Below are 15,823 nucleotides of genomic sequence, written 5' to 3'. Positions count from 1 at the left end.
GGCGAGCGGTCTAGCGGAGATGATGGACGGTTCCAAGGAGGGCGCGCATGCCGTCGTCGCGCCGACGCACGAGCGGCCGGCGGCATTGCTGCCGCTGTTCGCGCCGGTGCGCGGCCTGCAGGGGGTGGGCCCCGCCCTGGAGCGCCGCCTGGCACGGCTGCTCGGCAGCGCCGATCCGGTGGTGCTCGACCTGCTGACCCACCTGCCCGCCTCCTTCCTGGACACCTGTCCGGCGATGGAGCTGACGCCGCTGGACGAGGGGTGTACGCGCACGCTCCTGGTCCGGATCGCCGGCCACCACCCGCCCCCGTCCGGGAACCGTCCCTTCCGGGTGGCCGCGACCGGACCGGCCGGCGACATCGACCTCGTGTTCTTCGGCGCGGTGCAGCGGATGATCGAGGAGCGCTTCCCGCTCGGCGCCGAGCGCGTGGTGCAGGGCCGGCTGCAGCGCTTTGCCGAGCGCTGGCAGATGGCGCACCCCGACACGCTGCGGCCGGAGGAGGCGGGCCGGCCGTTGGCGGTCTACCCGTCCAGCGACGGCCTGCACCAAGGCACCATCCGCGGCCTGCTGCGCCGGGCTCAGGCCAAGCTCGCGCCGCTCGCCGAATGGCACGAGCCCGATCTTTTGCGCGCCGCCGGCTGGCCGCCGCTCGACCAGGCGCTGCGGGCCGCCCATGCCGGCCCGGACGACAAGGCGCTGGCGCGGCTGGCGATGGACGAGCTGCTGGCCGGCCAGCTGGGCCTCCTGATCGCGCGCCGCAGCCGGGAACGGGCGGCCGGCCGGTCGATCCGCGGCGACGGCACCCTGCAGGCGCGGCTGCTGGCAGCACTGCCGTTCGAGCCGACCGGCGAGCAGCGGACCGCGGTGGCGGAGATCCTGGCGGACATGGCCGCCCCCAGCGCCATGCTGCGCCTCCTGCAGGGCGATGTCGGCGCCGGCAAGACCCTGGTCGCCGTGCAGGCGATGCTGGCGGCGCTGGAGGCCGGCCATCAGGCCGCGCTGATGGCGCCGACCGAGGTGCTGGCGACCCAGCATGCCCGCAGCCTCGCCCGGATGCTTGAGCCGCTGGGCATCCAGCCTTTGCTGCTGGCCGCCCGCATCAAGGGCAAGGAGCGCGCCCGCTTGCTGGAGCGTCTCCGCTCTGGCGAGCCTGCCCTGGTGGTGGGCACCCATGCGCTCCTGCAGGACGATGCGGTCTTCGCCGACCTGGCGCTGGCGGTGGTCGACGAGCAGCACCGGTTCGGGGTGCGCCAGCGCCTGACCCTGCGCTCCAAGGGCCACGCCGTCGACCTGCTGCTGATGACCGCGACGCCGATCCCGCGTACCGCGGCGATGAGCGCCTATGGCGACATCGCCACCAGCATCATCGCGAACCGGCCGCCCGGCCGCCAGCCGATCGCCACCGCCGCCGTGCCGGTCGACCGCATCGAGGAAATCTATTCGGCGGTCCGGCGCCGCCTGGACCGCGGGGAGCGGGTCTACTGGGTCTGCCCGCTGGTCGAGGTCAGCGAGCGCGAGGATCAGGCCGCCGTGGAGGCGCGGGTCGAGGAGCTGCGGGCGATGTTCGGCGGGGCGGTCGGCTTCGTGCACGGCCGCCTGAAAGACGATGCCAAGGATCTGGCGATGCGGGCGTTTGCCCAGGGCGAGACGCCGCTGCTGGTCGCCACCACCGTCATCGAGGTCGGGGTCGACGTGCCCGAGGCGACCCTGATCGTGATCGAGGCCGCCGAGCGGTTCGGCCTGGCCCAACTGCACCAGCTGCGGGGCCGGGTCGGCCGGGGCAGCGGCGCCTCCGCCTGCGTCCTGCTCTGGCGGCCGCCTCTGTCGGCCACGGCGAAAAGCAGGCTCGCGGCGCTGCGCGCGACCAATGACGGCTTCGTGCTGGCCGAGGAGGACCTGCGGCTGCGTGGCCCGGGCGAGATCCTGGGCGATCGCCAGAGCGGCGTGCCGAACCTGCGCCTGGCCGATCTGCAGCGGCATGCGGATCTGGTGCCGCTGGCGGCGGCATCGGCCCGCCGCTCGCTGGCCGACGATCCCGGCCTCGCCAGCGAGCGCGGCCGGGCGCTGCGCCTGCTGCTACACCTGTTCCGGCGTACGGATGCTCTCGGGCTCCTCGATGGCGGGTGACGGCGGCGGCGTCCGCCCGCCCCCGACGATGCCGAACGACAGGATCAGCTTGAAGGCCTCGTCGACGGTGATCGCCAGCACCTTGATCCGGCTGCGCGGCACGAAGATGATGAAGCCCGAGGTCGGGTTCGGGGTGAGCGGCACGAACACCGACACATGCGGCCCCTCGAGTTCGTCGACCAGGGCGCCTGGGGCCTCGCCGGTCATGAACCCGACCGACCACTGGCCGGTGGTGGGGAATTCCACCATCACCACGTCGCGGAAGGCCTTGGCCTGCTGGGCAAACAGGGTCTCGAACAGCTGCTTGAGCGTAGCATGGATCGACCGCACCACCGGCATCCGCGCCAGCAGCAGTTCCCCCCACCGTACCACGGTCCGGCCGATCAACCCGGCCGTCGACCAGCCGATCAGCACCAGGATGGCCATCGCCATCAGCAGGCCGACCCCGGGCAGACTGAACGGGAGGTACGTTTCCGGATTCCATTGGGACGGAAGGATGGAATTCATCCAGCCGTCGAAGAAGTCCACCACCTGCCACACGACATAGGCAGTGATCAGGAGCGGTGCGGTGACGATCATCCCGGCGAGAAGCCAGTTCCGAAGCCGCGCACCGAGAGGCTGGCGGGAATGATGCATCGTGAGGCGGTTGGCTCCAGATCCCGAATCGCGGTTGGCTTGTGGCATTGGCGCAACAAAACCTGCGTGATGGAGATAAAAATACGTTCAGACTTCCGTGCTCGTCCACCCTCGAATTTTGCTTCTCGGGAGCTAGGCCACGACTTGAGAGGTTGCCGGGCTCGCGCATGAGGTGAGCCGCGAAGGACCCTTGCCGAATAACCTCGTAATTTCAATGGTTTGCATAACCGATTAGTCGAGCTGCTACGGTTATTCAGGTATATCCGTCAAATTTTAGAGATATTTCGATCAACACCTGCCGTTATTTGTCAGAATACCGTTTTGTTGACATCATTTTCATGAAGCAACATCAAGAACATGCAAAAGATCATAGAAGACCGGCGCGTCTTTGGACGGGGGTGGATGCATATGACCGTGATCGTGAACAACATGCTTCTGGTGCGTCGCATCAACGACTTGCAGCGCCAGCGCGATGAGCTTGCCGAGCGGCAGGACCGCATGCGCAGCATTCTGCCGGAGTGGACGATCGAACCTCTCAAGCTGGCAGGCATGTCGGCCCGCGAGATCGAGACGATGGTCTCCGAGATCTCCGCCACCGAGCAGCAGAACGGAATCGGCGAGATCGAGCAGACCATGGAACGAATCGACCAGCAGATCGAGGAGATCGAGAACCAGCTGATCTCCTTTCGGCACAAGTCGCTCGAGGGGGTCGAGACCGTGTTCCGCCTGGCGGTCGAGCGGCTGCGGCGGCAGGTCTCCACCGACCCCAACGACGTGTTCTACGATTATGGCGAGGCGCGGATCATGTTCATGCTGGACAGCGCTCTCGATGATCTGAACGCTTACATGCATGCCGACCACAGGGTCGCGAGCTGATCCGGGAATCATGTTGCCGTGGCCTGCCGGCAACTTGATCTGGTGGAGCCTTCATCCTCCGGGCCTAGATCCTGAACTCCGATCGCCCGGCTCCGCTCCGCCTTCTGGCACCAGACGGTCGCACCTCGCTTTGGTGGGTGCACAGAACCGATCCCGATCGAGGCGCCACCATGGACGCGGATGCGACCCTGGTGGTGCCTTTGGATTGTCCACAGGAACTGTGGCACCCCTGCCCTGAGCATCGCCTGGCCGGCCACTGCCGCCAGTCTGGGGATGTCCGGCGCAGCAGCAGCCCTGCCATGACCTTGGCCTTTCTGGGGCGACAACGTGCCTTGTGTGCGGCCTGACCCAGGGAGCGGCGGACCCTGCGACCAACCAATGTCGGGGTATGGGGCGACAAGTGGGCGCGGCCATTCCGCGACCGCTCGAGCGCCATTTGCCGGACCAGGGCGGCGTGCCATCCTGGCGTTCCCGACAGCTCCCGGAAGAACGCCCATGTCGCCGGACATCATCCTGTTCCAGGTGGATCAGCTCGCCGCGCAATGGCTGCCGATCTATGGTCACAGCTTGGTCCGGACGCCGAACATCGATCGTCTTGCCGGTGAAGGCGTGGTGTTTTCGGCGAATTACTGCAACTCGCCGCTATGCTCGCCCTCAAGGTTCTCGATGCTCGCAGGAGCGTTGCCCCAGCGGATCGGAGCCTATGACAATGCCTCGGACTTCCCCGCCGACACGCCCACCATCGCCCATCATCTGCGCCTGCTGGGCTACCGCACCGTGCTCTCCGGCAAGACCCATTTCTGCGGCCCGGATCAGCTGCACGGGTTCGAGAAGCGCCTGACCACCGACATCTACCCGTCCGACTATGGCTGGACGCCGGACTGGGAGCATCCGGAGAAGCGGCCGTCTTGGTACCATAACATGGTCAATGTCCGGGACGCCGGCACCGCGTTTCGGACCAACCAGCTCGACTACGACGAGGAGGTGATCCACGCCGCGCGGCGTGAGCTGTTCGACGTGGCGCGGTCGGAGGACGGGCGGCCCCTGTTCATGATGGTCTCGCTCACCCATCCGCACGATCCCTACGTGCAGCGGCCGGAATATGTCGACCTCTACCCGCTGGACGAGATCGACCTGCCGGTGACCCGGGCCGATGACGTCCCGCTCGATCCTCACTCGGCCCGGCTGCGCCACGTTTCGGCGATGGACGAGATGCCGATCACCGACGAGATGATCCGGCGGGCGCGGCGGAGCTATTACGCCTCGATCGCCTATGTCGACCATCAGCTCGGCCTGCTCCTGCAGACGCTGGAGGAAACCGGCCGGCTGGAGCGGAGCGTGATCCTGCTGACCTCGGACCACGGCGACATGCTGGGTGAGCGCGGGCTGTGGTACAAGATGAGCTGGTTCGAGCCGTCGGCCAGGCTGCCGCTCCTGGTGCATGCGCCGTTTCTGTTCGGGCCGCGCCGGGTCGCACAGGCTGTCTCGCTGGTCGATCTCCTGCCGACGCTGGTGGAGATCGCCGGCGGAACGCTGGACGGCTCCGTGCCGTTGGACGGGCGATCGCTGGTGCCGCACCTCGTCGGACGCGGCGGCCATGACGAGGCGATCGGCGTCTATCTGGGCGAAGGCGCCGTGGCGCCCTTGTTCATGATCCGCCAGGGGCCATGGAAGTTCGTGGCCTCCTTGCCCGATCCGGACCAGCTCTACGACCTCGTCTCCGATCCGCACGAGCGCCGGAACCTGGCGGACGATCCTGCCCATGCCGGCACGGTCGCCCGGTTCCAGGACGAGCTCCTGGCCCGCTTCGACCCGCATCGGATCCGCGAGCAGGTCATCGCCAGTCAGAAGCGCCGCCGGCTGGTCGATGCTGCGATGCGAAAGGGGGCCTGGACCGCCTGGGACCATCAGCCCGTCACCGACGCCAGCTCGGCCTATGTCCGCAGCCATCTGGTGCTGGACGATATCGACGCGAACAAGCGCTGGCCGCGCATTTCGGACAGCTAGGAAGTGTAGGAAAAACCTCGAATCAACTTCGACAGAAATTCATCGGTGCCAGCCCAACTCTTGTTTGACATGATCACTGCAAAAAGCGATCAGCTCGCGCGTTGAAAGAGGTCCCGCTGCATATACCTCACCGATGGATGTGCAGCTTCTCGGGGGGAAACGGCCGTGGCCGTTCAAATGATACGATGGCTGGTGCTGGTGGCCGTTGTTCTGTTCTCAGCTTCCGCCGCCAATGCGGCGACGGCGCCGGATCCGACGCGGCCCGGTCCGTATGCCGTCGGCCGTGGCAGCTATGCCCTTCCGGCCAAGCTCGATCGTGAATTGTCAGACGAGTTCAAGACCGATCTCGCGGCTGCCGTCTGGTACCCGAAGAATGCTCCGGTCAGCGTGCCGCGCCCGCTGCTGGCGTTTCTGCACGGCAACCACTCGACCTGCGGGTATTTCGATCGCGAACTCGGCATCCGGGTGGACGACGACACCAGCTATACCTACAGCGGCAAGTGCCCCAAGGGCTATGTCCAGGTGCCCAGCCATCTGGGCTTCGCCTACCTCGCCGAGCGGCTGGCCGGCTGGGGCTATGTGGTCGTGTCGATCAACGCGAACCGCGGCGTCAACGCCGCACCGGACACCTTCGACGACCCCTACCTGGTGCTGCGCCGTGGCAGGCTGATCCTGCGCCACCTCGAGAAGCTGGGCGAATGGGACCGTGCCGGCGGCACCCCGAAATCGGTGGGCATCGACCTGCGCGGCCGGCTTGACTTCGCCAATATCGGCCTGTTCGGCCACTCGCGCGGCGGCGACGGGATCGTGGCGGCCCATGAGCTGCTGGGCGACCAGTCCGAGCCATGGGCGCGGCGGTTGCCGCCCAACACGATGATCCGCGGGCTGTTCGCGATCGCGCCCACCGACGCCCAGGAAAGCCAGCCCCGGCCGCTCAACACCGCCTATGCCGTGCTGCTGCCGATGTGCGACGGCGACGTTTCCGACCTGCAGGGACTGCGCTTCTTCGAGCGCGCCATGCAATCCACCAAGGAAGGCCGCAAGTCGCTGAAGGCGACGTTCGCGGTCTGGGGCACCAACCACAACTACTACAATTCCGAGTGGCAGGAATCGGACGCCAGCGGCTGCGTAGGCCACAAGCCGCTGTTCGACATGAGCGGTGGCTCGGCTGCCCAGCGCGAGACCGCGCTGCACCCGGTGATGGGCTTCTTCCGGGCAACGGTCGGCCGCAACGCCAACCGGGTGTTCGCCCGGATCCTGGACAGCAGCTGGTACCCGGCTGCGCCGTTCCGTGACCTGACCGGCCTGGAGCGGAGCTGGTCGACCACGCCTGACGCGGACTGGAGCTGGCTGGTCGAGGACTTCGAGCAGAGCAAGCTGCGCAGCAAGGCGGGCATCGAGCACAAGCTGACCCGCATGAAGGCGGCGGTGATCACCATCCCCGACCACGAGAAGCGCGGCCTGGCGCTCTCCTGGCGGAATGCCTCGTCCCGCAAGCCCTCCAGCGTGCTGGTGACCCTGGCCAAGCCGGGTCGCTCGATCGACATGACCGGCTGGTCGAGCGTCGAGATCCGGATGACCGCCGGCTGCGGCGGCTCGCTGCACGATCCCGACTGCTTCGAGGCGCCGCCGATGAAGGACGGCGCGATGCTCGAGGGCGACCTCGTGCTGATCGACACGGACGGCAAGCGCTCCTCGCGCGTGCCGATCGCCCCCTATGCCAGCATCTACGCCCCGGTGGGCGTGGACTACGAGGACTATTACTTCATCCGCCACCCGGTGCTCAGCACCCTGCGGATCCCCTCCTCGGCGTTCCAGGGGATCGACCGGACCCGGATGAAGGCCATCGAGATCTCGTTCGGCGGCACGCCCAAGGGCGTGGCCTATCTGGGTGACATCCGGCTGTCCCGGTCGCACGCGACCTTCCCCTGGGGCATGAAGCCCAAGCCTGCGCGCCGCACGGTGGCGGTGGCCGCCGCCGAGGCGGCCGCCAGCCGCAGCAGCACCGCCGCGGCACCCGGGCTGGTGCGGGCCGGCTCGGCGCAGGACGACACGCAGCTCGAGTTCCGGCGCAGCCAGGGCAAGGACAAGGAGGGGCGCACCCGCGCGCTGATCGAGATCGTGGCGAGCTCGGACCGGCCCTTCCCGGTCACCGGCAATGGCATGATCCTGCAGATCGGCAAGCTGCGGGTCCAGGGCGGCAGCTTCGTGCAGCCCGGCAGGACCGACCAGATCCGCTTCCGGATCACCGAGGAGCGGTTCGCGGCCCTGCCCGACGGCGCACCGGTGACCCTGCGGGGCCTGGCCAGCCAGACGCCCTGGTCGTTCGGCCCCCTCAACAAGGCCGACGTCCGGTAGGACGGCTCATTCAGGTACGGCGCCCCGGCCAGGACATCCCTGGCCGGGGCGTTCGCTTGTTCAGTGGATCGGCGGCTCCGGGAGCCGCTCGGTGCCTTCCAGGAAGTCGAAGTCGCAGCCCTCATGCGCTTGGCGGATATGGGCGGCGAACATGTTCCAGTAGCCGCGCGACGGCACGTAGGGCGGCTTCCACTCTGAGCGGCGGCGCTCCAGCTCGGCCTCGTCGACCAGAAGCTCCAGGCGACGTGCCTCGACATCGACCTCGATCAGGTCGCCTGTCTTCACCAGCGCCAGCACGCCCCCCACCGCCGCTTCCGGCGAGACGTGCAGGATGCAGGCGCCATAGGACGTCCCGCTCATCCGGGCATCGGAGATCCGCAGCATGTCGCGCACACCCTGGCGCAGCAGCTTCTGCGGGATCGGCAGCATCCCCCATTCCGGCATGCCCGGCGCGCCGATGGGCCCGGCGTTCTTCAGCACGATGACATGGTCGGCGGTAACCTCCAGGTCCTCCCGGTCGATCTCGGCCGCCATGTGGTCATAGTCCTCGAACGCCAGCGCCGGGCCGCGATGCTTGAGCAGATGCGGCTCCGCCGCCGAAGGCTTCATCACGCAGCCGAACGGCGAGAGGTTGCCGCGCAGGATCGCGGTGGCTTCCTTCTTCACCGGGTTGTCCAGCGGACGGATCACGTCCTCGTTCCAGATCGGCGCATCCTCCACATTCTCGCGCAGCGTCTTGCCGTTCACGGTCATCGAGCTGCCGTCCAGGACCGGCAGGAGGCGCTTGAGCAGGGCCCGCAGGCCGCCCGCGTAGAAGAAGTCCTCCATCAGCAGGGCGCCGGACGGGCGGATGTTGGCCAGGACCGGCACGTCGCCAGCCAGCTGGTCGAAGCGGTCGAGATCCAGCTGAACCCCGGCGCGGCGCGCCATCGCGATCACGTGGATCATCGCGTTGGTGGAACCGCCCATCGCCATGTGGCAGCGGATTGCATCGTCGACCGCGGCCGGGGTCACGATGTCGGACGGCTTCAGGTCCTCCCAGACCATCTCGACAATCCGCCGGCCGCAGGCGGCGCTCATCCGGACATGGCCGCTGTCGGGGGCCGGGATCGAGGAGGCGCCCGGCAGGCAGAAGCCCATCGCCTCGGCGATCGCGGTCATGGTCGAGGCGGTGCCCATGGTCATGCAGGTGCCGAACGAACGGGCGATGCCGTTCTCCATTTCCTCCCAGTCCTGCTCGGTGATGTTGCCGGCCTTCAGTTCCGCCCAGTACTTCCAGACGTCCGAGCCCGATCCCAGGGTCTTGCCGCCCCAATGGCCGCGCAGCATCGGCCCCGCCGGCAGGTAGATCGCCGGAAGGTCCATGGAGATCGCGCCCATCAGCAGGGCCGGCGTGGTCTTGTCGCAGCCGCCCATCAGGACCACGCCGTCGATCGGGTGGGAGCGCAGCAGCTCCTCCGTCTCCATGGCCAGGAAGTTGCGGTACATCATGGTGGACGGCTTCACGAACGGCTCGGACAGCGAGATCGCCGGCAGCTCCAGCGGGAACCCGCCCGCCTGGAAGATGCCGCGCTTCACGTCCTCGACCCGCTCCTTGAAGTGGAAATGGCAGGGATTGATGTCCGACCAGGTGTTCACGATCGCGATCACCGGCTTGCCGGCATAGTCGGCGGCATCCCTTCCCATCTGCTTCATGCGCGAGCGATGGCCGAACGCGCGCAGGTCGTGCACGCCGAACCAGCGATGCGAGCGCAGCTCTTCCGGCTTCTTCCTAGGCTTCATAGACAAGATCTAACCTCCCGGCGAACGGGCGGAGGCTGATCCTGGCACGCCGCTTCGTCAATCCGGCCACGTCGGGTTCGTTCGTGCAAACGCTCGGCAGCCGACCGATCAGGAACCCGCCTGGGCGATCCAGTCGTGGAGGAGCTGCGCATCCGGTCCGAGCGGACGGTCGGCTTCCAGCTTCGGGACCCGGCTGCGAACGGCCTGGTGCAGCGGGTCCAGGGGCCCAGCCAGGGCTAAGCCTTCCTGGAGGTCGACCGCCTGGGCGGCCGCCAGCAGTTCGATCGCGACCAGATGCCGCCAGGCGGCCACGATCGCCTCGGTCTTGGCCACCACCAGCGGCGCCTGGGTCGCATGGTCCTCCACGCCCTCGGCGATCGGCCAGTAGTCAAGCATCGCCGGGGCGGCTTGGCGGCGAATATCGGCCATCAGCGCCATGACGGTCTTCTGCAGCGGCACGAATCCCGCCGCGGCGCCGCCGGCATTGCTGAGGGCGCCGGGCAGTCCGGCCCGTCCTCCTCCGCTCAGTTGGAGGAAGCGGGCCATGCTCGACTGCGCCGCCTGGGCCAGCGCCAGCCCGAGATTCTCGAAGGCAAGAGCCAGGGAAGGATTGGCGAAATTGCCGGTCGACAGCGCGGTGCCCGCGGCGGAGAGCACCAGCGGATTGTCCGCCGCCGCGTTCAGCTCGACCTCGACCTCGTCGCGTGCGCGGCGGATCGCTTCGGAAGCGGCGCCGAGCACCGGCGCCAGACAGCGGAACGACAGGGGATCCTGCAGCTTGGCAGCGGGAGCGGCACTGCCCTCCAGGAGCTGCCGGAGCCGTGCGGCGGCGTCGACCTGACCGCCGGCCGGGCGAGCCAGCTGGAGGCGCGGGTCGAAGATGGCGGCGTTGCCGCGCATCCCGATAAAGGCCAGGGCCGCGGCTCCCTCCTGCCAGGCGAGCAGCGCGGAGGCAGCCTGGACCGCCAGGGCGGCATGGCCCACGGCATGCGCCGACGAACTGATGAGCGACAGGCCGTCCTTGGGCGCCAGCGCCACCGGCGCAAGTCCGGCCCGCCGAAGCGCCTCCGCCCCCGCAAGCACCTCCCCGCGATGTTCCGCCTGCCCTTCCCCGATCAGGACCAGGGCGACATGGGCGAGCAGGCCGAGATCGCTCGCGCCCATCGAGCCGCGCGCCGGCACGACTGGATGGACATCCTTGTCCAGCAGCGCGCACAGGGCCTGGAACACCGGGACGGAGATCCCGGAGCCGCCCTGGGCAAGCATGGCGCAGCGCGCTGCGATCATCGCCCGCACCACCCGGGTCGGCAGGGGTTCGCCCACGCCGATCGCTCGTCCGCGCACCAGCTGGTTCTGGAACGCCGCCGGATCCTCCGCCAGGTCGATCCCGACCTTGGCGCCAAGGCCGGTGTTCATGCCGTAGATCCGGCTGCCCGACGCCGCGGCCTGATCCAGGGCGGAGCGCGCCTGCTGCAGCCGTTCGATCACGTCGGGAAGCACTTCCGTACGTGCCTGGCCGCTGGCGAGGGCGACGATGTCGGATGCGGCGACCGTGCCGGTGCCGAGACGGATCCTGTTCATGCGTAGCGCAGCCGCTGGCCGATGCCCTGCCGGGCAGCCTTGTCCAGCAGCGCGTGGCCGACCGCGATGTCGCTCAAGGACAGGCCGCGATGCCAGAACAGGATGGTCTCGTCGTCGCGCTCGCGGCCGGCCTTGGTTCCGGCGACGATCTGGCCGAGTTCGGCATGCAGCGTCGTTTCCGACAGCCGGCCGCTGTCGACATGGGCGCGCATGGCGCCGAGCTTGCCGGCCCGGGCCTGACCCCAGTCGTCGACCACCATCTTGTCCATGATGTCGGTAAGGGACAGCTCGACGGCGCTCATGGTGCCGTAGGGGATCACCAGCGCGCCTTTCTTGATCCACTCGGTGCGCAGCATCGGCTCCGGCGCGTTCAGCCGGGACGCCTCGACCACGATGTCGGCGCCCTCCACGCAGCTGCGCCAGTCGTCGACCGCGACCACTTTCTTGCCGAGATCCCGGGACAGCCGCTCGGCAAACGCATTCTGGCTTTCCTTGCGCCTGGAATGGACCCGGATCTCCTCGAAATCGTAGAGCCGGTCGAGCAGGCGGACATTCCAGTATGAGGTGCCGCGGGCGCCGACATGACCCAGCACCTTGGACTTGGGCGAAGCCAGGTACTTGCCACCCAGCGCCGTGACCGCGCCGGTGCGCATCTCGGTGATCGCGGTGGCGTCCAGGATCGCGACGGGCCGGCCGGTGCGCGGGTCGAACAGGTTGAGGATGCCGAACTCGGAGGGGAGCCCCTGCTTATAGTTGTCGACATAGTCGCCGACCACCTTCACGCCGGCCAGGTCCAGCGGCGCCACATAGCCGCGCAGGACATTGAAGTGCCCGTTGAACGCCGGGTCGGGAACCAGGTGCATGCGCGGCTCGATCACCGTTTCGCCCCGCCCCTGGGCGCGCAGGCCGCCCTCCACTGCGCCGATGATCTCCTCGTCGGTAAGCGCCAGCTGCTCCACGTCCAGCGCGTTCAGCCAGGTGATGTAGAGTTCCGCCACGCTCGGATTCCTTTCCCGGTCAGGCGCGCCGGTCGTGCGCCTCCGGTCCGAACTGCTCCACCAGCGCCTTGATGACAATGGTGACGAGGCCGATCAGCGCCAGAACCGAGGCGGCGGCGAAGGCTCCGGCAGCGTTGTAGTCGTTGTAGAGCAGCTCGACCTGGAGCGGCAGCGTGTTGGTCTGGCCGCGGATGTTGCCGGAGACCACCGACACCGCGCCGAACTCGCCGATGCTGCGTGCGGTGCACAGGATCGCGCCGTAGAGCAGCGCCCAGCGGATGTTGGGCAGCGTCACCCGCCAGAACATCTGCCACGCGCTGGCGCCCAGCGAGCGGGCCGCCTCCTCGTCCTCGGAGCTCTGGGTCTGCATGAAGGCGATCAGCTCGCGCGCCACGAACGGGCTGGTCACGAACAGGCTGACCAGGATGATCGCCGGGATCGAGAACATGATCCGGATTCCATGCTCCTGCAGCCATGGGCCGAGCAGGCCCTGGGCGCCGTACAGGAACAGGTAGATCACGCCGGCCACGATCGGCGAGATCGAGAACGGCAGCTCGATGATCGTCACCAGGAGGCGCTTGCCCCGGAACGCGAAGCGGGTGACCGCCCAGGCCGCCGCGATCCCGAACACGACGTTGACCGGCACGACCACGACGGCAGTCAGCACGGTGAGCCAGATCGCGTGCAGGGTGTCGGGGCTGGCCAGGTTGCTGAAATAGGCGGCAAGGCCGGCCTGAAAGGCCTGGACGAACACCACCGCCACCGGCGCCAGCAGGAACAGGAGGGTGAGCAGCAGGCCGGCGCCGATCAGGGTGCGGCGCACCCAGGGGGTATCGCCGACCGCCCGTGGCCGGTGTGCCATCGCCATGGATCAGTCCTTGCCCGTGAAGCGCAGCCAGCGGGCCTGCAGCAGGTTGGTGACGCTCAGCATGACGAACGCCGCCGCCAGCATCACGCAGGCAAGCCCGGCTGCCCCCGCATAGTCGAACTCCTCCAGGCGGATGAAGGCGAGCAATGCTGTGACCTCGGTCTCGTAAGGCAGGTTGCCGGCGATGAACACGACCGCCCCGAACTCGCCCAGGGAACGGGCGAAGCCTAAGGCGCAGCCGGCGATCCAGGCCGGCAGCACCATGGGCAGGATCACCCGCCAGAAGATCGAGAGATCCCCTGCCCCCAGCATCCGCCCGGCCTCCTCGGCGTCCGGGTCCAGATCCTCCAGGACCGGCTGGACGGTGCGGACCACGAACGGAAAGCTGGTGAACGCCATCGCCACCGCGATGCCGGCCGGCGCGTAGGCGACCTGGAGGCCAAGCGGCTCCAGCACGCTGCCGAACCAGCCGTTCTTGGCGAACAGCGCGGTCAGCGCCAAGCCGGCCACAGCGGTCGGCAGGGCGAACGGCAGGTCGACCAGGGCGTCCAGGAAACGCCGGCCGGGAAAGTCGTAGCGGACCAGGATCCAGGCGAGCAGCAGGCCGTACAGGCCGCTGAACAGGGTCGAGGCGGCCGCCATGGTGAGCGTGACCCGGTAGCTCGCCAGGGCGCGGGGCCCGGTGATGATGGCGAGCAGCTCGGATGGTCCCAGCTGCACCGCCTTCAGCACCAGGGCTGCCAGCGGCAGCACCACGATCACCGCGAGATAGGTCAGCGACAGGCCGAGCGAGAGCCCGAAGCCCGGCAGGGCGCTTCTCTTCACCGAAATCATCGTGCTGCTATCTGGGCCTCAACGTCCGACCAGGATCCGGTCGAGCACCCCACCCTCGGCCAGGTGGACCTCGTTGACCTTCGCCCAGCCGCCGAACACCTCGTCCACGGTGAACAGGCGGACCGGCGGGAAGCGGTCGGCGAACTGGGCGATCACCTTCTCGTCGCGCACCCGGTTGTAGTTCTCCGCCAGGATGGTCTGCCCCTCGGGCGAGTACAGGAACTCGACATAGGCGGTGGCCACGTCGCGGGAGCCGCGCTGGTCGACCACGGCGTCCACCACCGTCGCCGGGAAGTTCGCCTCGATGCTGGAGGTCGGGATCACCACCTCGAAGCGGTCCTCGCCATACTCGCGGCGGATCCCGTTCACCTCGGCCTCGAAGGTGATCAGCACGTCGCCGATCTCGCGCTCGACGAAGGTGGTGGTGGCGCCCCGCCCGCCCGTGTCAAACACCGGCACATTGGCGAACAGCCTGGCCGCGAACTCTTCCGCGGCCGCCTCGTCGCCGCCGTTCTTGTCCAGCGCGTGGGCATAGGCGGCAAGATAGGTGTAGCGGGCGTTGCCGGAGGTGCGCGGGTTGGGGAACAGCACCTGGACGCCGTCCTGGACCAGGTCGTCCCAGTCCTTGATGTTCTTCGGGTTGCCGGCCCGCACCAGGAACGCCGGCAGCGAATAGTACGCCGAGCTGTCGTGCGGGAAGCGCTGCTTCCAGTCGGCCGGGATCAGGTTGCCGCGGTCGTGCAGGATCTGGATGTCGACCTCCTGGTTGAAGGTCACCACGTCGGCCTGCAGCCCTTCCAGCACCGCGCGGGCCTGGCGGGACGAGCCGCCATGGGACTGCTCGATGGTGATGTCGCTGCCGCTCCGGGCCTTCCAGGCTTCGGCGAAGGCCGGGTTGATCGCGGCGAACAGTTCGCGGCTGATGTCGTAGGAGGCATTGAGGATCGAGCCTACCTCGGCCCGTGCGATCCCAGGCAGCGCCGCCGCCAGGGGTGCCGCCAGCATGGTGCCGACCAGGGTGCGCCGCTTCATCGTCCCGTCCACTTGCAGCATCCGTCGCTCCGCCCCGCCAGCGCGGGCAGGGGATTGAACATCTTGACGAATGTCATTTAATTCAGTTTACGGGTCGATTATGTCAATTGCTGCCCCGGGTCCGCAACCGGGAAATCCTGAACCCAGGGTTAAGCACTTCCCAGGCGCGAGGACCTTGTCAGGGTGCCTTGTGGATCGGATCGACCCACGGCACCGTTTCCGGCTGCTCGACCGCAGGAATGTCCAGGTTGACCACCACCGCCTCCTGATCGCTGCGCACCAGGACGCACTCCAGGGGCTCGGTGTCGCTGGCGTTGATCTCCTGGTGCGGGACGAAGGGCGGCACGTAGATGAAGTCGCCCGGCCCGGCCTCCGCGGTGAACTCCAGCTGCGCGCCCCAGCGCATCCGGGCCCGCCCCCGCAGGACATAGATCACGCTTTCCAGTTCGCCATGATGGTGGGCGCCGGTCTTCGCATGGGGATGGATGGTCACCGTGCCGGCCCAGATCTTCCGGGCCCCCACCCGGGCGAAGTTGATCGCGGCGGCCCGGTCCATGCCGGGTGTCTGCGCGGTGTTGCTGTCGAGGCTGGAGCCCGGCACCACCCGCACCCCGTTCTCCCGCCAGTCCGGCGACGCCTGCTCGCTCATAAAATCGTCTCCCCCTGAGTTCCCGCTCTGCCGGTTCTAGGCTGTTCCCGAGGAGCCATGAAGCCTCGGCCAAT

The 15,823-nt window shown here is 68.1% G+C and carries 12 protein-coding genes; 4 read left to right on the top strand and 8 right to left on the bottom strand.

Features of this window, described 5'->3' with window-relative positions:
- Positions 1–22 precede the first annotated feature (22 nt).
- Positions 23–2,128, top strand: a complete 2,106-nt coding sequence (recG, locus tag GEMRO_RS0122695) for an ATP-dependent DNA helicase RecG (RefSeq protein ID WP_051329679.1) — start codon at positions 23–25, stop codon at positions 2,126–2,128.
- On the opposite strand, the gene GEMRO_RS31290 is transcribed toward recG, so the two are convergent.
- On the bottom strand, positions 2,078–2,764 hold the full coding sequence (locus GEMRO_RS31290; RefSeq protein ID WP_035485845.1) for a DUF502 domain-containing protein: 687 nt from the start codon (positions 2,762–2,764) through the stop codon (positions 2,078–2,080). The two genes, recG and GEMRO_RS31290, sit on opposite strands and share 51 nt — an antisense overlap.
- A gap of 402 nt (positions 2,765–3,166) precedes the next feature.
- Here GEMRO_RS31290 and GEMRO_RS0122685 point away from each other — a divergent pair, with 402 nt between their 5' ends.
- The 3 genes from GEMRO_RS0122685 (at position 3,167) to GEMRO_RS0122675 (ending at position 8,005) form a co-directional block, all read left to right on the top strand.
- Entirely contained in the window at positions 3,167–3,640 is a 474-nt protein-coding gene (locus GEMRO_RS0122685; RefSeq protein WP_157505707.1) for a hypothetical protein, read from the top strand.
- Between the two features lie 495 nt (positions 3,641–4,135).
- Positions 4,136–5,647, top strand: a complete 1,512-nt coding sequence (gene betC / locus GEMRO_RS0122680) for a choline-sulfatase (RefSeq protein WP_027135839.1) — start codon at positions 4,136–4,138, stop codon at positions 5,645–5,647.
- Positions 5,648–5,812: 165 nt separating this feature from the next.
- Positions 5,813–8,005: an alpha/beta hydrolase gene (locus GEMRO_RS0122675; RefSeq protein ID WP_157505706.1), complete on the top strand. Its 2,193-nt coding sequence runs from the start codon at positions 5,813–5,815 to the stop codon at positions 8,003–8,005.
- A 60-nt stretch (positions 8,006–8,065) separates the two neighbouring features.
- Here GEMRO_RS0122675 and araD read toward each other — a convergent pair whose 3' ends face one another.
- From araD to GEMRO_RS0122640, 7 genes are all read right to left on the bottom strand, one after another.
- Positions 8,066–9,787 (bottom strand): L-arabinonate dehydratase, encoded by a 1,722-nt coding sequence (gene araD, locus GEMRO_RS0122670; RefSeq protein ID WP_027135837.1) that lies wholly within the window; start codon positions 9,785–9,787, stop codon positions 8,066–8,068.
- 108 nt (positions 9,788–9,895) lie between these two features.
- Positions 9,896–11,368, bottom strand: coding sequence for an HAL/PAL/TAL family ammonia-lyase (locus GEMRO_RS0122665; RefSeq protein ID WP_027135836.1), 1,473 nt, complete (start codon positions 11,366–11,368; stop codon positions 9,896–9,898).
- Positions 11,365–12,366, bottom strand: a complete 1,002-nt coding sequence (locus GEMRO_RS0122660; RefSeq protein WP_027135835.1) for an ornithine cyclodeaminase family protein — start codon at positions 12,364–12,366, stop codon at positions 11,365–11,367. Before GEMRO_RS0122660 ends, GEMRO_RS0122665 begins: the two co-directional genes overlap by 4 nt.
- Before the next feature lie 19 nt (positions 12,367–12,385).
- Positions 12,386–13,234 (bottom strand): sulfate ABC transporter permease subunit CysW, encoded by an 849-nt coding sequence (gene cysW, locus GEMRO_RS0122655; protein WP_027135834.1) that lies wholly within the window; start codon positions 13,232–13,234, stop codon positions 12,386–12,388.
- A 3-nt stretch (positions 13,235–13,237) separates the two neighbouring features.
- The gene (gene cysT / locus GEMRO_RS0122650; RefSeq protein ID WP_027135833.1) at positions 13,238–14,059 is read right to left on the bottom strand and encodes a sulfate ABC transporter permease subunit CysT; all 822 of its coding nucleotides are present in this window, start codon (positions 14,057–14,059) and stop codon (positions 13,238–13,240) included.
- A 27-nt stretch (positions 14,060–14,086) separates the two neighbouring features.
- The gene (gene cysP / locus GEMRO_RS0122645; RefSeq protein WP_051329678.1) at positions 14,087–15,100 is read right to left on the bottom strand and encodes a thiosulfate ABC transporter substrate-binding protein CysP; all 1,014 of its coding nucleotides are present in this window, start codon (positions 15,098–15,100) and stop codon (positions 14,087–14,089) included.
- Positions 15,101–15,278: 178 nt separating this feature from the next.
- A complete protein-coding gene (locus tag GEMRO_RS0122640) occupies positions 15,279–15,749 on the bottom strand; it encodes a cupin domain-containing protein (protein ID WP_027135831.1) in 471 nt (156 codons plus the stop codon).
- Positions 15,750–15,823: the final 74 nt, after the last annotated feature.

The organism is Geminicoccus roseus DSM 18922, assembly GCF_000427665.1.
Taxonomy (GTDB): Bacteria; Pseudomonadota; Alphaproteobacteria; order Geminicoccales; family Geminicoccaceae; genus Geminicoccus; species Geminicoccus roseus.
Note: the sequence above shows the minus strand (reverse complement) of the source record. Positions and strands in the feature narration are given on the sequence as shown.